Source organism: Ulvibacterium sp., assembly GCF_028285715.1.
Classification (GTDB): Bacteria; Bacteroidota; Bacteroidia; order Flavobacteriales; family Flavobacteriaceae; genus Ulvibacterium.
Map to the genome: position 1 here is coordinate 122,339 of NZ_JANQOO010000035.1, position 18,979 is coordinate 141,317.

The 18,979-nt window shown below is 40.1% G+C and carries 22 protein-coding genes; 17 read left to right on the forward strand and 5 right to left on the reverse strand.

Annotation, left to right across the window (positions count from 1 at the left end; all coding sequences use genetic code 11):
• Positions 1–3: 3 nt before the first annotated feature.
• Positions 4–1,134, forward strand: a complete 1,131-nt coding sequence (gene galK, locus Q0993_RS18375; protein ID WP_299535877.1) for a galactokinase — start codon at positions 4–6, stop codon at positions 1,132–1,134.
• Positions 1,135–1,165: 31 nt separating this feature from the next.
• Here the strand turns inward: galK and Q0993_RS18380 are convergent, their stop codons facing one another.
• Complete coding sequence (locus Q0993_RS18380) at positions 1,166–1,675, reverse strand: ClbS/DfsB family four-helix bundle protein (RefSeq protein WP_299535879.1); 510 nt, start codon at positions 1,673–1,675, stop codon at positions 1,166–1,168.
• 663 nt (positions 1,676–2,338) lie between these two features.
• Here Q0993_RS18380 and raiA point away from each other — a divergent pair.
• Together raiA and Q0993_RS18390 are read left to right on the forward strand one after the other, a co-directional pair.
• Complete coding sequence (raiA, locus tag Q0993_RS18385; protein ID WP_299535881.1) at positions 2,339–2,638, forward strand: ribosome-associated translation inhibitor RaiA; 300 nt, start codon at positions 2,339–2,341, stop codon at positions 2,636–2,638.
• A gap of 34 nt (positions 2,639–2,672) precedes the next feature.
• Positions 2,673–3,509 (forward strand): universal stress protein, encoded by an 837-nt coding sequence (locus tag Q0993_RS18390; RefSeq protein ID WP_299535883.1) that lies wholly within the window; start codon positions 2,673–2,675, stop codon positions 3,507–3,509.
• 17 nt (positions 3,510–3,526) lie between these two features.
• Here Q0993_RS18390 and Q0993_RS18395 read toward each other — a convergent pair whose 3' ends face one another.
• Positions 3,527–3,934 carry a hypothetical protein gene (locus Q0993_RS18395; RefSeq protein ID WP_299535885.1) on the reverse strand — a complete coding sequence of 136 codons (408 nt, stop codon included), beginning with the start codon at positions 3,932–3,934 and terminating at the stop codon, positions 3,527–3,529.
• A gap of 248 nt (positions 3,935–4,182) precedes the next feature.
• Here Q0993_RS18395 and Q0993_RS18400 point away from each other — a divergent pair, with 248 nt between their 5' ends.
• On the forward strand, positions 4,183–5,139 hold the full coding sequence (locus Q0993_RS18400) for an ROK family protein (RefSeq protein ID WP_299535887.1): 957 nt from the start codon (positions 4,183–4,185) through the stop codon (positions 5,137–5,139).
• Positions 5,140–5,152: 13 nt separating this feature from the next.
• On the opposite strand, the gene Q0993_RS18405 is transcribed toward Q0993_RS18400, so the two are convergent.
• Positions 5,153–5,602 carry a hypothetical protein gene (locus Q0993_RS18405; protein WP_299535889.1) on the reverse strand — a complete coding sequence of 150 codons (450 nt, stop codon included), beginning with the start codon at positions 5,600–5,602 and terminating at the stop codon, positions 5,153–5,155.
• 117 nt (positions 5,603–5,719) lie between these two features.
• On the opposite strand from Q0993_RS18405, the gene Q0993_RS18410 reads away from it, so the two are divergent.
• Positions 5,720–6,832 carry an adenylate/guanylate cyclase domain-containing protein gene (locus Q0993_RS18410; protein ID WP_299535892.1) on the forward strand — a complete coding sequence of 371 codons (1,113 nt, stop codon included), beginning with the start codon at positions 5,720–5,722 and terminating at the stop codon, positions 6,830–6,832.
• Positions 6,833–6,943: 111 nt separating this feature from the next.
• A complete protein-coding gene (locus tag Q0993_RS18415) occupies positions 6,944–7,384 on the forward strand; it encodes a DoxX family membrane protein (RefSeq protein WP_299535895.1) in 441 nt (146 codons plus the stop codon).
• Between the two features lie 13 nt (positions 7,385–7,397).
• On the opposite strand, the gene Q0993_RS18420 is transcribed toward Q0993_RS18415, so the two are convergent.
• A complete protein-coding gene (locus Q0993_RS18420) occupies positions 7,398–7,796 on the reverse strand; it encodes a hypothetical protein (RefSeq protein ID WP_299535898.1) in 399 nt (132 codons plus the stop codon).
• A gap of 248 nt (positions 7,797–8,044) precedes the next feature.
• Here Q0993_RS18420 and Q0993_RS18425 point away from each other — a divergent pair, with 248 nt between their 5' ends.
• The 11 genes from Q0993_RS18425 (at position 8,045) to Q0993_RS18475 (ending at position 17,254) form a co-directional block, all read left to right on the forward strand.
• Positions 8,045–9,271, forward strand: a complete 1,227-nt coding sequence (locus tag Q0993_RS18425) for a PAS domain-containing sensor histidine kinase (protein WP_299535899.1) — start codon at positions 8,045–8,047, stop codon at positions 9,269–9,271.
• Positions 9,272–9,335: 64 nt separating this feature from the next.
• Positions 9,336–10,391, forward strand: a complete 1,056-nt coding sequence (locus Q0993_RS18430) for a response regulator (RefSeq protein WP_299535902.1) — start codon at positions 9,336–9,338, stop codon at positions 10,389–10,391.
• A 91-nt stretch (positions 10,392–10,482) separates the two neighbouring features.
• Positions 10,483–11,322 (forward strand): universal stress protein, encoded by an 840-nt coding sequence (locus Q0993_RS18435; protein ID WP_299535904.1) that lies wholly within the window; start codon positions 10,483–10,485, stop codon positions 11,320–11,322.
• An 81-nt stretch (positions 11,323–11,403) separates the two neighbouring features.
• Positions 11,404–12,249, forward strand: a complete 846-nt coding sequence (locus Q0993_RS18440; protein WP_299535907.1) for a universal stress protein — start codon at positions 11,404–11,406, stop codon at positions 12,247–12,249.
• 79 nt (positions 12,250–12,328) lie between these two features.
• The gene (locus tag Q0993_RS18445; RefSeq protein ID WP_299535909.1) at positions 12,329–13,177 is read left to right on the forward strand and encodes a universal stress protein; all 849 of its coding nucleotides are present in this window, start codon (positions 12,329–12,331) and stop codon (positions 13,175–13,177) included.
• A 1-nt stretch (position 13,178) separates the two neighbouring features.
• A complete protein-coding gene (locus Q0993_RS18450) occupies positions 13,179–14,018 on the forward strand; it encodes a universal stress protein (RefSeq protein WP_299535911.1) in 840 nt (279 codons plus the stop codon).
• Between the two features lie 62 nt (positions 14,019–14,080).
• Positions 14,081–14,929 (forward strand): universal stress protein, encoded by an 849-nt coding sequence (locus tag Q0993_RS18455; protein ID WP_299535913.1) that lies wholly within the window; start codon positions 14,081–14,083, stop codon positions 14,927–14,929.
• Between the two features lie 127 nt (positions 14,930–15,056).
• Positions 15,057–15,470, forward strand: coding sequence for a hypothetical protein (locus Q0993_RS18460; protein ID WP_299535915.1), 414 nt, complete (start codon positions 15,057–15,059; stop codon positions 15,468–15,470).
• Between the two features lie 17 nt (positions 15,471–15,487).
• Positions 15,488–15,928 carry a hypothetical protein gene (locus Q0993_RS18465; protein ID WP_299535917.1) on the forward strand — a complete coding sequence of 147 codons (441 nt, stop codon included), beginning with the start codon at positions 15,488–15,490 and terminating at the stop codon, positions 15,926–15,928.
• 207 nt (positions 15,929–16,135) lie between these two features.
• Complete coding sequence (locus Q0993_RS18470; protein ID WP_299535919.1) at positions 16,136–16,585, forward strand: hypothetical protein; 450 nt, start codon at positions 16,136–16,138, stop codon at positions 16,583–16,585.
• A 12-nt stretch (positions 16,586–16,597) separates the two neighbouring features.
• Positions 16,598–17,254 carry a hypothetical protein gene (locus Q0993_RS18475; protein ID WP_299535921.1) on the forward strand — a complete coding sequence of 219 codons (657 nt, stop codon included), beginning with the start codon at positions 16,598–16,600 and terminating at the stop codon, positions 17,252–17,254.
• A 109-nt stretch (positions 17,255–17,363) separates the two neighbouring features.
• Here Q0993_RS18475 and cls read toward each other — a convergent pair whose 3' ends face one another.
• Entirely contained in the window at positions 17,364–18,800 is a 1,437-nt protein-coding gene (cls, locus tag Q0993_RS18480) for a cardiolipin synthase (protein ID WP_299535923.1), read from the reverse strand.
• Positions 18,801–18,979: the final 179 nt, after the last annotated feature.

The following is an 18,979-nucleotide window of genomic DNA, read 5'->3' on the forward strand; positions in this document are numbered from 1 at the left end:
GCTATGGAGTTTATTGAGGATTTTACCCCAGAATTGACTGTGAAGTCGCCGGGAAGAATCAATCTTATCGGGGAACATACGGATTACAATCTGGGCTATGTATTACCGACAGCGATAGAGAATCAAATTACATTTAGGTTCCAAAGGAACAATTCGGTCAGTACATGCAACCTTTATAGTCTTACCTATGATACCGGTTTTACCCTTGACCTGAACATGATTTCCAAAAGCGAAGTGGAGTGGGAGAACTATATTCTAGGAGTTCTCAATGAAATTTCGAAGCTGACCGATAGGGTCAAAGGTTTTGATTGTACTGTAGAAAGTAATCTTCCCACAGGATCCGGCCTAAGTTCCTCTGCCGCCTTGGAGTGTGGACTGGCCTATGGGTTAAACGAATTGTTTGGTTTGGGGCTTTCCAAAATGAGTATGGTAAAACTATCCCAAATTGCGGAGCACACTTATGTGGGCACCCAATGCGGAATTATGGATCAATTTGCGTCGGTTATGAGCAAGGAAGGGCACGTAATCCTTTTGGATTGCAAGTCTTTGGAGTATGATTATGTTCCCATGGACATCCGACCGTATAAAATCATACTGCTCAATACCAAGGTTTCCCATAATCTAGCTTCGAGCGAATACAATACACGAAAGCAGGAATGTCAAAAAGGAGTGGACGTTATAAGGAAAAAGCACCCCCAGGTAAACTCCTTACGCGATGTGACCTTGGACATGTTGAGACCTCACAAAAATGAAATGGGCCAGACAATTTTTAATCGATGCTCCTTTATTGTAGAAGAAAACAGAAGGGTTCTTGCCATGACCCAAGCCTTGAAGTCCAGCAAATTAGAGGAAGTAGGGGATTTGCTTTATGAAGCCCATGATGGAATAAGCAAGTTGTACGAGGTAAGTTGTCCCGAATCCGATTTTTTGGTCAATTTCTCCAAAGACTATGATGCCGTTCTTGGAGCCCGGCAAACCGGCGGTGGATTTGGGGGGTGTACCCTTAACCTAGTCCATGAAACGGCTATTGATGATTTTACGACTGCCGCCGCCAAAGCCTACAAAGATGCCTTTGCCATAGATTTGGAGGTTTTTGAGGTAAGGCCTAGTGGAGGAACCCGGATAGTTGGTTGAAAGATTCCAGAACTACTTTGATCGTTTTTTATTACTTAACCAACTGCCTTCTGCATTTTTTGATAAGCTTCAAAGCCCAATCGTAGTGACTGGAAGTAGCTGAAATAAGGTAAGAACCCAAAGATGTAGAGCCTGTCCAAGGATAGTATTTCTTTTCAAAAAGCTCCTCTTCCGTATGTGTCGCCATGATTTCCTGCAAATTTTCGAAGGATTCCTCCAAGCAATCTTGTATTACTCGTAGATCTACGTTGCTATAGGTATGCTGTATTTTCCGGTTGAGTTCTGGCACAGTCTTCCAACTATAGCCCTTGCTGGGCATATCGGGCACTTTACCGGACATCCCCACTTTATACCATTCCAGCATCATCAAATGCCAATGATGAAGGTGAGCCAGTACATCCCGAATATTTCTGTTTAAATATTCCGGGGGAAATTCGTTTTCCAGTTCTTCTCTAGGCATGTATCTAATAAAATTCAATAGGCTCTTGTAGTTGGCCTTGCTCAATTCCAAAAGCTCCTTTTTCGTTCCGGGTCTTGGCATAACGGTTCTTTTTTGATATTACCATCAGAGGCATACTAGGATGCAATTGAATTTTCTAATGGGAAACATAAAAATAGATTCCAAAATAGTAGGGATAAATGATTTTTGTCATTGTCTTACCTTGGTCCACAAGTATTTCCGGCTTAGGGATGAAAATTCGCGATAAGGCCATATTAGACCAGCTTTTAGCCCTTTGAAAAAACTTGGGGAAATCAAAATATTTTTTGATGAACTGACCAAAGTCATTTCAATTGCACTTCCGCTGTATTAGTTTTGAAATATTATACAAGTTTTAAGAGAAAAGCAGGAATCGGGAGTGTTCCAAGGTTTTGTAAATGGCATGTACGTTTCAGCGATGGAAGTATGTACGGTATTGCTACCTGCGTCCATGAACACTTACGATACTGCAATAAAGACCGGGATGCTTACCGTACCCCGGTCTTTTAATATCCGTCCATTGGTTCCAAAAAAGATTCTTCTTGTACAAGGGAAATGCGCCGAAAGTGTATAATAAGAATACAATGGAAGTTCATAATCATTTTTGGTCATCGTATAGTCTAGTTGCCACCAGTTTGGATGAACTGGATTTGAAATACTGATTTTTATCATGATTTAAATCGGGCCATAGCTATAGTTTTAGGGTAACCATAAATTTAATTTGTAATGACTATTGATGTTCAATTTATCCAAATGCCTACTAGTGAGGCCATGGAGGCGCTTGTTTCCAAGAAGTTAAATGTACTTGCCCGAAAATATGACTGGATTATTAGGGCTCAAGTCCAATTTAAACAAGAAAAAGACCCTACCGGTAAAGGAAAGATTTGTGAAATGGAACTTAGTGCCCCAGGCCCGAGGATTTTTGCAAAATCCAATGAAGATGACTTTGAAAAGGCAGCTGCTTCCACTATTAAGGAATTGGAAAGACAATTGAGCAAAAGGAAATCCACTTTTCAAAAACATTAGGAAATATGCACCACATTTTTGATACTGGACGTAGATGAACAAGATTCTGGTACCCATAGATTTTTCGGAATGTTCCGCTCATGCCTTGGAGGTTGCCGCTACTTTGGCTAAGGATTCCGGGGCGAGTATCCTAGTTCTTCACATGCTTGGGCTATCAGAGGCTATCCTTACCAAGAACGAGGCCCAGGAATTTATGGAGGCCAAGTTTTATATGATGCTTACCAAAAAAAGATTTGCCGAATTCTTGGATAAGGATTATCTCAAAGCTATCAAAGTGAACGAGATGGTTCAGAACTACAGAATTTTTGAAGAATTGAATAAGGTAGCCCTTGAACAAAATGTGGATTTAATTGTAATGGGATCACATGGAACAGGGGGTTTGGGGAAGTTTTTTGTGGGTTCCAACACGGAAAAGGTAGTACGAACTTCCGAAGTTCCTGTTCTTGTTATCAAGGAACGAATTTCTAGTCTAAAAATGGACAAGGTTGTTTTTGCCTGCGATTTTAAGATAGAGAGTGTACCGGCCTATCATAGGGCCCAACAAATGTTTAGACCCTGGAGTTCCAAGTTATATCTGGTATACATTAACTTACCCCATGCCCATTTTAAGAGTACGCAAGAAATAGAGCAAGAACGAGATGCCTTTTTACGGGTGGCACATCATGGGGATGTTCCTGGCCATATACAGATTACCCATAGAAACGATTATAGTACGGAGGAGGGTCTATATAATTATGCGGATGAACTTGATGCGGATTTGATTGCCATTCCTACCCATGGTAGAAGGGGTCTTTCACATTTTTTTCAGGGAAGTATTGGGGAGGATTTGGCGAATCGTGCCAATTTGCCGGTAATGACCTTTAAAATCTAAAATTAAAATTTTAGATTTTATTCCTGTTCCAACAACATTTTCAATTTGGTAAGGAGAACCAGTTCGGACTTATTGGTTCCTGCAAAGGAAACAGCAATGGCCCTAGCTGTTTTATAGATCTGTTCAGATATTCTTTTTGTAAATAAGGAACGGTGTTCCTTAAAGAAATATTTGAACTCCTTGAAGTAAGAATCACCATCTGACTCCTCGTTGTGCAACCAATCAAATACAATTTCAATTTGATACGCGGCATCGGTTCCAAACTCATCCTCTGCTTCGTCTACATCCAACCATTGTTCACGTACCGCTTCTCTTAATGTAGCGACTTCTTTAGGCCTTACATTTTTGTCCGCCATGGCAACGGCATAGAAAAGTTTGCCCAAGTTTTGATACATTTTGTTCTGAGTACTTTCCTGATATGTCATAGAGTCCAATGTTGTTTATTACTAAATATTGTGGTCACAATTATGTGGTTTAGCGTTCAGCGAAATTAATGAAAAAAGCCTGCAATCTTCCAATTTCAGTTTTATGCCCAAGCCTTGGTACTTGGAGTTCATTTCCTATTTTTGAGAATAGGTCGTCCAAATTATTTGAGAAACAATTCTTCCGAAATGATAAATATCAGCCGGATTCATTTTTTATTTACCTTGATTTGTGGTAAACATATACTGTGATGGGAAAAGGGGAGAGTAAGGCGGTTTGGGGTATAGATATCGGTGGTACCTATACCAAGGTAGGCCTTGTTTTGGAAGAAGGTGAGATTTTGGCTTCCAAACAGTTTAGGACTGGGGCCAAAGAACCTTTTTCTGTTTTTATGGAAAACTTGGAACGGGAAATAAATGACCTAAAATCGGGATTCAAGGAATTACCTGAAATTGTCGCCATTGGAGTAGGGGCCCCCAATGCCAATTCCCTTACGGGAAACATAGAATATCCGCCCAACCTAAAATGGGGGGATAAGATTCCTTTGGCAAAGTCAATGGAAAAAGTCTTTGAATTACCGGTCACCATTGCCAATGACGCCAATGCGGCCGCTCTAGGCCATTTGCAATTTGGTCCGGCCAAAGGGATGAAGAATTTTGTGGCGCTTACCTTGGGAACAGGGCTTGGAAGCGGTATTATCGTAAACGGCAAGCTTTTATTAGGAGCACATGCCATGGCGGCGGAACTGGGTCATGTAAATGTGGATCCCAATGGCAGACATTGTAACTGTGGGCTACAGGGCTGCTTGGAGACCTATGCCTCAGTTACTGGAATAAAGCGTACTGTTTTTGAACTTCTGGCCGATATGACCGAGGATTCACCATTGCGAGGGGTCAGTTTTGATGAAATGACCGGTGTTATGATAGCCGACGCGGCCTTGGAAGGAGATCCCGTAGCCTTGGAAGCTTTTGAAAGAACTGGATTTACATTGGGCAATAAGATGGCGGACATAGCCGCCCACTTGGACCCTGAGGCCATAATCCTTTCCGGAGGACTTAGCAAAGCCGGGGATATCCTATTGAATCCTACGATCGCAAGTATGGAACATAATCTTTTTAATGCCTACCGGAACAAAATAAAGGTATTGATCTATAATGCCCCCAGCACCCATTCCGTCTTGGGACCGGCAGCCTTAGCCCTGTCATAGTGTAACCAAAAGATTAGCGTTGTAACAAATGCTCTAAATGTTCACTATCCAGAACATGTTCGGTTAATGTAAATACTTTTTTTCTGTTTTCCCGTACGCCTTTTACAAACTGGGAAATATGGTCTTCCAATTCCTCGTGCTCGGTTCTGAACTCTTGGGCATCGTTTTTAAATGGTTCGTCCATGATATTGGCCAAGTGGGAAAGATGCTCCTTAATTTTACCCAAAAGGTCGTTACAGGTTTTGGAATCACCCAATATACTTTGTCCTAGGTCCCTTACTGCACCAAGGTTTTCCTCTTTGGTGATCCAGATGAAGTACCGCTGCAAAAGTTTATGTAAAAATTTTAAATCGTCCCTGTAAAAAAGTAAATCGGATTGCCAGTGCTCTGTCAGTACATAAAGTTCCTGCCAATCTGTATTCCGTATATAGTCACCTTTTGGCCTGCTTCGAAAATTTCCCATGATATTGTTTTTTGGATTGTTTAAAAATAGAAAAGATAGTATTCGATTAATATGACTTTTGTCAGGGTGCTGATTCCTATTTCCCTGTACTTGATCTTTATTTTTTACATTTAGCACATGCTTCATCCAAAGTATAAACGATATCTTAGGCAAACCCTGGCTTTTGGACTTATATGGTTATCTTTTGGCCTTATTTATGTACTTCTCGAAAAAGGTATTTTAGGTAAACTTACGGTATACCCAAGTACCGGGGTAAAATATGATTTTAAAACTGCCTTGATTTATACCGGCATAGGAAGCTTTATAGGCGGCCTTGTGCAAGGATGGATTGAAATCACATGGTTGAGAAAGCGTTTTGCAAAGAATAGATTCTGGGTAAAGATATTCTTCAAAAGTGCGTTCTACCTGCTATTTCTTACGTTATTCTTGATTCTATTGGCATTGATTACCAACGCACGTCGTCTTGGGATACCTATGCATGACCCCATAGTCCTAGAGAATGTATCCCAGTTCCTTGGGAGTTTTGCATTCTGGAGCGTAATTGTTTATGTAGTCGCCGTTTTGGACGTGGCGTTGTTCTATTCGGAGGTAAACGCTTACTTGGGCAATGGGGCCATTTATAACTATTCCTTGGGCAAATATCACCAACCTAGGCCAGAGACACGGATTTTTATGTTTCTTGATATGAAGTCCTCAACATCCATTGCCGAAAAGTTGGGACATGTGGACTATTTCACTCTCCTGAAAATGTACTATGCGGACATGACAAATCCGATTTTGGAGACGCTCGGGGAAATTTATCAATATGTTGGTGATGAAATTGTGGTGTCCTGGTCCTTAAAGAATGGTCTGTACCATAACAATTGCTTGGAGTGTTTTCGCAAAATAGACTCCATGTTCAAAAAAAGAGATGCATATTATAGAAAACGTTTTGGCATGGCCCCTGGTTTTAAGGCAGGCTATCATATAGGTGAGGTTACTGTAGGGGAAATTGGAATTATTAAGAAGGACATCATCTACACCGGTGACGTATTGAATACAACGGCACGTATTCAGGAAGAATGTAATACGTATAATGCCAAAGCTTTGATTTCAAATGACCTATTAAAGCTATTGCCTCAAAACGATACTTTTTTGTTTACTAAAATTGGTAATTTGGTTTTGAAAGGAAAAACAGAGGCTATTGAGCTGTACCGTATGAATCTCAACCGGTATCCTTCCAATACATAGGAAGTAACCACATTAACGACCTTGTCAAACCTAAGATAAATCGAATAAACATGACATTTATCATCTTTTACGTCTTTGTGTAAGCATAGATTAGCCCATAAAATAAATGCTATGAGGGAATTGGTAATGACCTTTAAGGATAAGATGTCCAAAAACAGTATGTTATTGGCTTGTATAGGCATTCTGTATCTATGGTTTGGGATGTTAAAATTCTTTCCAGGAGTGAGTCCGGCCGAAACCATTGCCATGGATACTATCCATGAGCTTACCTTGGGCCTTTTGAGACCTAAAGTATCCCTAATCCTCTTGGCCATATGGGAAACGGGTCTGGGTCTTCTTTTGATTTTTGGTTTATTGAATAGATTCGCCATACTACTGGCGTTGGTTCATATGATACTTACTTTTACTCCTTTCCTATTTTTTCCGGAGCTAACCTTTACCCAAGCCCCTTTTGGTCTTACGCTGCTTGGGCAGTACATTATGAAAAATATAGTCTTTTTAGGTCTACTGGTTTTTTTGTTGGATAAGGAGCGGAAGAAAAAAGAGGTATAACCCAAAGATTTTATTATAGGCCTATTTGTTTGGAATTCTCCATTAGCTCCTTGGTCATGTTTTGTATTTCCTTTTTTGTAGTAGTAAAGCCCAAAGTAAAACCTTGAAAGCTTTTTTGTAATCTTACATGTGCTTGTTGGGTCATATTAGGTTTTGCATCCTTTTTATCGATGCCGAGTGCCAATTGGTATCTATGTTTTCTCATATTGGCCAGAAGTTTGGCGCAGGAATATTTCAAATCCTGCAAGCGAATGACCTCTTCCCGAATTTCATCCAGGTTCTGATGTTGGACCATATCTTCAAAATATCGATCTAAAAGCTTTTCCAGAAACCGCAGTTCATCCTCATAAAATGATAGATGGGAAACCCATTTATCAGCTTCCCAGTAAAGTTTTTGCCAATCCATCCTCATGTCTTATCCTATTTAAACATGTTAAAATGAAAATCTAAATTAACCAGGAATTCAGGTATCAAAAATGATTTTCGTCATATCATTTCAATATAGTTATGTTGAACTTTTGCATTTCGAAAAATAGGAACGAACATTTGGTCTTGACACTGTTTCTGCGGTGTAGACATATTTTGGGACATGTGTTAAAAGTTATACGATTTAAAAGACTTTATAGGGTTGAACGATCGGTAAAGATTTAACTTTGTAGTATGCGGGTCTTTGATAAAAACAGTAACATTTTTAGACTGCTTTCGGAATCTATTCTGCAAGGTATTCTCGTGGTTAACGATCAGCAGGAAATTGTTGCTTCCAACCAGCGTTCCGAAGAACTTTTTGGATATGCAAAAGACGAGCTTTTGGGTCAAAAATTGGCCATCCTTATTCCAAACGCACAAAGGGGAAAACACAAAAAATTAGCGGAAAGTGTTTATTCGGAAGACATTGGGGTACGTAAAATGAAGGGGAGGAATTTATCAGGATTGCACAAAAACGGAAGTCAAATTCCCTTACAGGTAGGATTAAGTCCTTTTTCATTATATGGCAATAGATATGTGCTTACCTTGATCGAGGACCTTTCCAAAATTAAGGAAAAGGATAACCAAATTTATGAGCTTAATACGCAACTGGAAAAAAAGATAAGGTTGCGAACACAGGAACTCCGCGATACGGTGGCCAAGCTCAAAAGGGAAGTGAAACGGAGAAAGGAGGCCGAGGACAAAATAAAGGATGCCCTACAGCGCGAAAGGGAATTGAACGACCTTAAAACCAAATTTCTTTCCATGGTATCCCACGAATTCAAGACGCCTCTAAGTGGTATTCTTACTGCGGCCACTTTGGTGGGAAAGTACAATACGGAAAATCAGCAGGAAAAAAGGGAAAAGCATTTGAAGACCATAATCGCCGAAGTCCGCAGGCTTAATGCCATTTTAACGGATTTTCTCTCCATAGAACGTCTGGAGCAGGGAAAGGAGGTATACCGATTAGCGGATTTTTCCTTAAGCAAGGTCGTGAACGAGGTCATCTACGATGCCAATATGATTCTTAAGGACGGTCAAAAAATAAACTATCCCCAGAACATAGATGACATTATTATTAACCAGGATGAAAGGATAGTGGCACTGGCCCTCACCAATCTTTTGCACAATGCCATTAAATATTCACGTGAGGATACGGAAATTGATTTTCGTGTGGACATGACTAAAAACAAGATTACTTTTCATATAATAGATCAAGGCATAGGTATTCCCCAAGGCGATCAGAAGCACATTTTCGATAGATATTTTAGGGCGGAGAACGTGTTGTTGACCCAGGGTACGGGTATTGGTCTCAATATCGTAAAAGCTCATGTGGAAAATCTTGGGGGCCACATTTCCTTTAAGAGTAAGGAGGACCATGGAAGTGTCTTTAGCATTGAGCTTCCCCTAACAAAAAAATAAGATTCCTGATTTCTCGCTATAACGCATTTTTTGCCAAGGGGAAATTCAAAAAAACAAGTGTACAATGCCAAAGAAAGTACTCCTCATTGAAGACGACACCATTCTGAGGGAAAATACCGCAGAGCTTTTAGAACTATCCAGTTATGAGGTAATTACCGCTGCAAATGGGAAAAAGGGCGTAACCATGGCGAAAAAGCACCTTCCGGATGTTGTCATTTGTGACATCATGATGCCGGAATTGGACGGCTATGGTGTATTGCAGACCTTGTTCAAAGACGATACTACAAAATCCATTCCCTTCATTTTCCTTTCTGCCAAGACCGAACGCAAGGATATAAGACAAGGAATGGAATTGGGGGCCGATGACTATTTGACCAAACCTTATGAAGAGGCCGAATTGATCGGGGCAATCGAAAGTAGGTTGGCAAAGGTCGCCATTCTTAGCGAATCTGGAAGAAAAGATGAAACTGATAGTCACTTGTTCGAGGGAGGCATCCTCGATCTGAACGGGCTTAAAAATTATATTTATGATGAAGGTGAAGAGTTTTTTCACCCCACCGGTGACGCAATCTACAGTGAAGGAAACCATTCCAACTGGGTCTTTTTGGTCATTTCGGGCATTGTGAAGACCCATAAATTGGATGAGCATGGGAAGGAACTTATCACTGGAATCCACAAGCCAGACGACTTTTTTGGATTTACCTGCTTTACGGACAATATTCCCTATCATGAATATGCCACCGCCATTGAAGACACCAAGATAGCCCGCATCCCAAAACAACGGTTAAAACGAATCTTGGAGGAAAACCATAAACTCGCCTTGGAACTGGTTAGATTCTTGGCAGAAAACCTTTTGGATATTAAGGAACAATTGCTGCAAATGGCCTACGGATCGGTCCGAAAGAAGACAGCTCACACTATTTTAAAGTTCAACGAAAAACTTCAAAAGGATTACAAGGGAAATATTCATATTTTACGAAGTGACCTTGCCGGAGTGGCCGGTATGGCTACGGAAACCCTGATTCGTACACTTTCCGATTTTAAAAAAGAGGGTCTTATAGCCATAGAGGATAGAAATATTAGAATATTGGATAAGGAGAGACTTTATCACATCTCATAATGACACGGTCTTAACGGACTTCATGATCTATATCATTTTTTGATTGGTCTGGCTAAGTTAGCTTTACGGTAAACTACAAAACGGACCAATCATGTTACAGGTTTTAATGCCCACTGATTTTTCCGAGAATTCATGGAATGCCATCGTATACGGCCTTGAATTACTGAAAAAATCCAAATGTACCTTTTACCTTTTGCACATTAATCCCGTACCTCCTTATTCTGGGGCCGCTAGCTCTGTTCGTGTATCCCCGAAACTCATTGAGGATACCTTATTAAAGGATAGCCAAAAGAACCTACAGATGCTGTTGGACCGCATTCAAAATCGTTTTATCAATCAAGTACACACCTTTGTAACAATTGGGTTGTATGATTTTTTTGTGGATAGCATTAAAAGACAAGTGGAGCAAAAAAAAATAGACTTTATAATTATGGGAACCAAAGGAGCTTCTGGCTTAAAAAAGGTGACCGTTGGAAGTAATACAGGGGATGTTATTACCAAGGTAAAATGTCCCTTGCTTGCCGTACCCGAGAATGCCTCCTATGTAATACCCAAGGAAATTGCTTTTCCCACAGATTATCATCTGGGCTATGATTTAAAGGTATTGGATACGCTAATCGGAATGGTGAATACGCATGGATCGGTCTTGCGAATACTTCATATCTCCAGGAAAGGGGAGCAATTGAACGAGGACCAACTTAAAAACAAGGAGTTCCTAAACGATTATTTAAAGGATGTGGAACACACCTTTCACTCGCTTACGGGCACAAAGTTAGAAACCGCAGTACAGTGCTTCTCGGAGAGTAGGGATATCGATGTTGTAGCCATGGTAGCCAAAAACTTGAATTTTTTTCAACGCATCTTATTCAAGCCAAGAATAGAGGAAATTAGCTATCACACGGAAATACCGTTTTTAGTGTTGCATGAATAACGGGCTTTTGGGTATTCCAAACTGACCAAAATCATGGTTTTTGGATGTTGGCAAATTTAATTTTGTCAACAAACGGTTATTATGAGAAAGATTTTGGTTCCTACGGATTTTTCGGAAAATGCATTCAATGCACTTAAATATGCCTGTAGTGTCTTTAAGTACGAAAGAAGCGAAATTTTCATCGTACATGCCTATGCGGACGAAGTATATGAAAAGGAGACCTCAATAAAGCGAAGTTTTTTGCAGAAATTGAAGGAAACGACCCTAAAGAACTCCGAAATACATTTAAACAATATCCTCATAAAGATAAAGACCCATTTTCCAAACCCTAAGCATAGCTATACGACTGTCTCCGCCTTCGGTTCCTTAACCGACGAGGTCAATGACCTTGTGAACAGGGAAAACATGGATATCGTGGTTATGGGGACACGAGGGGAGACCAATGATCGTAAAGTCAACTTTGGTACAAATACGTTGCAGGTACTCAAATATGTCAATTGTCCAGTTCTTGCCATTCCGGAGGGATATGAGTACCAGGCACCCAAGGAAGTACTGTTTCCCACGGACTACATGGTTCCTTATAAAAGAAGGGAGCTTAAGTTGTTATGTGAAATTACCGGTTCCTTCAGGTCTAACATACACCTGTTATATATAAATCCGGTTAAAAAGCTATCGCTTCGCCAAGAGGACAATCAGCAATTTCTTAAGGGATGTCTTTCTAAGGCCAAGTTGATGTTTGATACCGTTTCCGAAAAGGACAAGACCATGGCCATTACAAAATACATAGTACGTAAGGATATAGATATGCTGGTACTGGTCAATTCCAGACACTCTTATCTGGAGGATATGCTATACCAATCCACTATAGATAGAATAGGGTTGCATATAAAGATTCCGTTTATGGTGATGCAAAATCTATTTAGGTAGCCCTTCATCACATAAGGATATGAAGACATGTTCGTTAAAAAGCGGAACCCTAGAATTTGAATATTTAAAGAATACTACTATGAAACGAATTATATTGCCAACGGATTTTTCGGAAAATGCATACAATGCCATACAATACGCGCTTAATTTATTTCGGGAAAAGGAATGTGCCTTTTATTTATTGCACACTTACACGCCAGCAATTTATCATTCTGAATATATGTTGCATAGCCCGGGCCAGATAGGTCTAGGTGATTTGTACCAAACCGATACCGTAGCTCAGTTAGAGGAATTAAGGCATCGTATCACGAAGGAGTTTAAAAACCCGAAACACACCTTTTTTCTACATTCTGCCTTTAATACCTTGGTCGATGAGATTTCAGATACTATTGAGAAAGAAAAAGCCGATTTGGTCATTATGGGGACACAAGGTGCAACAGGGGCCAAGGAAATTCTAATTGGCACCAATTCGGTGCATGTAATCAAGAAGGCAACATGCCCCGTAATCCTTGTACCTGCCAGCTTTGCATATGAAAAGCCAAAAGAGATTTTGTTCCCTACCGATTATGAAGTGGATTATAGGTCCGCACAATTACAAGAGCTTTTGGAAATAGCCAAAAACCATGCAAGTAAAATTGAAGTGCTCCATGTATCTCAAGGTCTGGATTTGAATGAGGAACAACTGAACAATAAGAAAAAACTAGATACCTTTTTAGACGATGTTGCTCATCTGTTCCATGACCTGCCGCAACAACAGATAATAACTGCTATCAATAATTTTCAACTTAAGAAGAGGAAAAATCTTTTAGTGATGATTCAGAATAAGCACACTTTTTTGGAGCGTTTGTTCATTGAACCCGTCATCAAAAAAATTAGTTTTCATGTTACCATTCCGTTTATGGTAATACCACCCTACAAAAAAATATAAAATGAGAAATATCCTCGTACTTACCGATTTTTCGGATAATGCATACAATGCACTGTTTTATGTCTCCAAGCTTTTTAGCCAACGGGAATGCAATTTCTTTCTCTTGAATGCGTATAAGGAAAAAACATCTCCAGCGGACATACTTTTAAATGGAGGAGAGGAAGTAGTGACCATGGCCAAAGGAAAATCCAAGGAAGGTTTGGAAAATACATTTCATAAAATAAACTTGGACAACCCCAACCCAAAACATCTTTACCAAAGGCTCTCCGAAAATATGGATCTCATAGCGGCTGCAAAGAAAGCCATAAAGGAGTTCAAAATAGATTTATTGGTTTTGGGAAACAAAGGAACCTCTAGTTTAATTTCTGTTTTTTGGGGTAGTACAGCTATAAGGGTAATGACTACAATCAAGAATTGTCCCATTTTGGCAGTTCCCGATGAGAAGGAATTTAGGACACCTTCTGAGATAGCCTTTGCCACGAATTATAGAAGGTCTTTTGATGCCGCAGTTATGGCACCGGTACGTTTTATGACCTCTATTAGCGGTGGTGCCGTGAGAATAGTTCACATAAACGAGGAGAAACGCCTAAGCAAGTTTCAGGAATCAAATCTGAATACGCTGATAACCTATTTAAAACCTTTGGAGCATACCGTGCATTGGATGCCCAATTTTACGAGCAAAACAAAGGCCATACAGGTGTTTTTGGGCGAATTGGACATTGGAATGTTGGCCATGGTCAATTATGAACATAGCTTTTTGGAGTTTCTATTACGGGAACCGGTCATTCCAAAAATGACGTTCCACATTACCATTCCGTTTTTGGTTATACCAGGGGACTGATCCTAATCATAGGAGGTTCCCCGTCCTGGTCCTAATTTTATGGAAATACTAAAAATGGTGCTATGGACAAAAGAATTTTACTCCCAACGGATTTTTCCAAAAATGCCTTGAACGCTATTCGGTATGCCTTAAACTTATATAAGGACCAGCGCTGTGATATTTATTTTTTGAATACCTATCAGATACATGGATATTCCATCGACAGTATGATGGTTCCTGAACCTGGGGAAAAGTTTTATGAAGCTGCAAAGAAAAGGTCCTTGGAAGGGTTTGAGAGATTAGGGGAAATCCTAAAACTACATGGACAAAGTGCAAGGCACACCTATCATACGATATCGACCTACAACTCCCTGCTATATGCCATAAAAAGTACCATCGCCAAAGAAGACATAGATATTGTGGTCATGGGAACAAAAGGGGCTACAGGCTCCAGCACTATTTTATTTGGGACCAATACGGTGGATACAATGCAGAAAGTTACGGAATGCCCCGTAATAGCTGTGCCGGAACATGTTGTATTTACCACACCGAAAGAAATAATTTTTCCTACGGACTATACCACTGGGTTTAAGCGTAAGGAAATACGTTATCTTAAGGAGATTTCTAAGCTACATGGTTCCTTCATCAGAGTTCTGCATATTAAGGAAGCCCCAGAGCTCAGTAGAACTCAAGAGAGCAATAAAACTTTATTGGAAGCCATATTGGAAGACGTAAACCACAGTTTTCATATGCTTGGTAACATTAAGGTACACAAGGGTATAGCCGCCTTTGTGGAAAGTAGGGGGAGTGATATGATTGCTTTTGTCAACAGAAAACATAGTTTTTTTGGAAATATGTTCTCAAAACCCTTGGTAAAACAGTTAGGTTACCACTCCCGTATTCCGGTTCTGGTTTTGAACGATTATTCATGAAACGAGTGCGACAAGTCCGAACCATCCTTAGCTTTTACTTCGAGAAAGTTGTGCCGTATTGGTTCAATGGCACGTTCGGCCAGTTAATGGAACTGGTGCTATTGATTAAAAAAAAGAAATGTAACAAATGAAAAATATCGGAATTTGGATAGATAAGGAAAAGGCGCATATTGTGGTGTGCACGGAAAAGGGAGAAAAATTGAACACGCTTCAATCCAATGTGGAGTTTTATAATCCTAAAGGAGGCTCGCGTTCCAAGACGCGTTGGGGCCCTCAAGACGTGGTGCAGGATAGTAAATATTTGGAAAGGGAAAAACAACAACTTAGGGCCTTTTTTAAAAATTTGGTCAAAATGGTGAAGGATGCCGATGCCTTGGCCATTTTTGGCCCGGCCGAAACCGGGGAAAAATTTGAAAAGGAGCTTTGGGAAAAGTATCCTCATTTGGCCCTTAAGGTCAGGACGGTTACCAGGGTAGATAGCATGACAAACAATCAAGTAAAGGCTTTGGTTCGGGATTTTTTTAAAAAGAATGAGGATTAGATGGTATCGTTGTGAAAATGGAAAAAGCCAAATCCAAATCCGACCTTCTTCGGAATCGTGAAGGAATTGAGGAATTACATAGGTCTTCCCAAGAATGGAAATCCATGTTACAATTCATAAAGGACGAGATGATTTTTATGAATCGATTGCTGAATTCCTATGTTTTTGAACCGGATACACCGAATCTCTTTGAACGCTTACAGGACTATTTGAATAGGTTAAAGGAATCAAAACTGAAGAAGAGCGTCATTGAACGCAACATTTTGAATCATGAAAACCACCTAGGGGGAATATTGGAATGCAAAGATGTCGTTTGTGATGAGGAATATTACCGGAAACATCGAGAATTAGAGACCGAGGTGATGAAATTTGTAAACGAATTTCAAGACCTAAAATCGGAAATCTTTAATTATGCCGGTGGCATTCTCAAAAAGCGTAGACCCAAGACTAAGGAGTAAAGGTATTGGTGAAAACCTCCCCATAAGACCGGGTTTTATGGGAATTAAGGATGTCTAACTGATTATAATCATTTGAAACCAGACATAATACCAATAACTTAGAAGGGCGGAATCAATAATGGGCCTAAAACTGTTAAGGTTGGATATTCTCTCATTTACAGAGGTGAACGGTACCGTTAAAATCGACCGCCGCATAAAATTTGAATTGTGAACGCACAAATAACATACCGCTATATGAAGTGGATCAGTCCACAGGAAATGCACAAAGTTTCCCTGTCCTGGTTTTCGGAATTAAGCTTTGTACGGGATGAGCAGCTATTTCTTGGTGACTTGTTGAAGTCTTATACCTTACAATTCAGCGATCTTACTATATTTGATGAGAGTAGGAGAGTGATTGGGGCAATTTCCAAAGCTAAAAAAGAAGTTGTCGTTTTACTTAAGAAAGTGCAGGCACATTACAACCAACTGGAAATAATGGTAGATGATATAGACCAACCCAAGATGGAAAAGGCCTATAGGGATACGTATTGGGATTTGCTTATCGAAATAGAAGGTTATCTGCACGAATACAGAAACCTAAAAAGTAGGTTATTTCGGCTCATTGCCAAAGTGATGAAAAAAGATAGGGGCCAGCGGCTATTAACTAAACCGAAATAAATGGAACAAGTGATGAAAAAGACATTGCTGCTTCTTTTGTTGGTATTGACCGGCTGTTCTACAACACAATTGGTCAATAATTGGAAAAATCCTGAAACTGCGCTGTTTCATGCCAATAAAGTACTTATTGTGGGGATGGCCCCCAGTGAGGAGGCCAGAGTGGCTTTTGAGAGCAAGATGCAGAAAGAGTTTGAAAAAAGGGGAGTGGAATCCGTTCAAAGTTTGGATTTATTTGACGTGGAATTTACAGCATCGGCACGATCGGACGAAGAAATTCTGAGGGTGGAACAACAATTGCTCGATAAGGATTTTGATGCCATACTTTTCAACAAAGTGGTAGGTTCCCAAGATAAGGAGACCTTTAGAAGAAAGATAAAAGGTATGAATCAGCTTTTCCAGACTTTTTCGGATGATTACAAAGGCCATCAGGATATTTATTACGATGAGGATTACTATGATGGATTTACCGTATACCATGCCGAAACATCGCTGTTTTGCATCTGTGTTGACAAGGAAATGGAACTAATTTGGAGGGGAGCCATAGATATAACCGATCCCAGCAATATAGAAAAGACTATTGATGATTACATAAAGTTGGTGGTTCTGGCCATGGAGGAGCAGGATCTTATTTTTTATAAAGATTTGAATGATGAAGCTAGTGCTCTCTAATGCCAAGGATCAGGACGGGAATTTTGGAAAGTAAAAAATAAATAATTCCATGAAGTTAAGGAATCGGGCCGTGAGAGGATGTCAGTATTTATGTGTAGAAACTTTGACTTTATAACAAGGGACTAAAAATTTTGGCGGCACCTTCCTTGAGCCGCTCGCTCATAGGCCTTTTTTTAAATGTTTGGTAATCAATCCGGTTACTTATTTCACAATCCCTAATGAAATCCTTTTTTAGCTCACGTGCCATGGCCTCCCCATACGTCAAAACATTGATTTCATAATTTTGCTCAAAACTTCGAACATCCAAATTTGCAGTTCCTATGGAGGTCAACCCATCATCGGAAATAATGACCTTGCTATGCAGGAACCCTTCAGGATATAGATAGATTTTTATTCCTGCCCTAAGCATATCCTCAAAATAGGAGCGTACGCTCCACTTTACCAAGCGACTATCTGATTTGCTGGATAAAAGCAAACGTACATCTACACCGGACAAGGCACATACCTGCAATGCCTCCAATAGTGCCTCTCCAGGGACAATATACGGGTTTATGATGTAGACATATTGTTTGGCCGAATTGACTATGGAAAAATAAAACTGTCGTACCGAGGCAAAATCCGAATCGGGCCCACTTGCAACAACTTGTGCAAATGATTGGCCAACCGGACCTTCTTCCAGAAAATGTTCAGGAGAGAGGACATCATCCTTACCACTGGCGAAAACCCAGTCCATGGCAAAAACCGCTTGTAGACTTCTGACCAAAGGGCCTTTGATCATCAAATGGGTATCCAGCCACATGCCGAGATCGGGGTCACCTTTTATATATTTATCTGAAATATTAATTCCGCCCGTAAAACCGATCCTACCGTCTATTACTACAATTTTTCTGTGATTTCTATAATTGAGGGAAGACAGAAATTTCCCGAACCGCATGGGTAAAAAGCTGGCCACCTCTATTCCCGAACTTTCCAATGATTGTATAAAAGTCCGACTCAGTTCCCAGCTTCCCAGGCCATCGTATAGGAAACGTACTTTAACCTCTTCCTTTACCTTGCGCGTGAGAAGTTTTAGAAAATGGTTCGCTAATTCCCCTTCTTCAAAAATATAGTATTGGATGTGGATGTATTTTTTTGCGCTTTCCAAGGCTTCAAATATGGCCTCATAGGTAGAAGGTCCGTTTTTGAGCGGAAAGAGTGAATTGCCCGCACTAGGGAGGAACATGGAGCTTTTGGTTAAAAGTTTTACCAATTTAATATGTTCCCGAGCTTGCACTGGTAGGGTTCTTGTTTTGTCCAGTTTTTGATAATAATCCTCTACCTTATTGAGGTATTCGGATATTCCTGGGGTCTTTTTTAGTTCAAAAAATTTGTTCTTTCTTTTATTTCTTCCCAGGACAAAGTAGAAGAGTATGCCTCCCACGGGAATGGTAAAAATGGCCAACAACCAGGCCAAGGTTTTTGTAGGTCTGGCACCATTTACCAATAATCCCATAACAAGACCAATGGCCAAAAGAAAATACAATACCAGCAGTAGGATCAAAAACATAAAACCTCTAATTGGATGGTATTAAGGTAGGTAATGCGATGCATTAATGTATATGATTTTGGTCATTATGGGGATGCCGAATGGCAAGACATCGGTCAGAATAACTTTTCATAAATTAAGTGTAAGGTTTTTTACAAAAAACCTACTTTTGTGCTAGGGTAAATTTAAGATAAGGATTT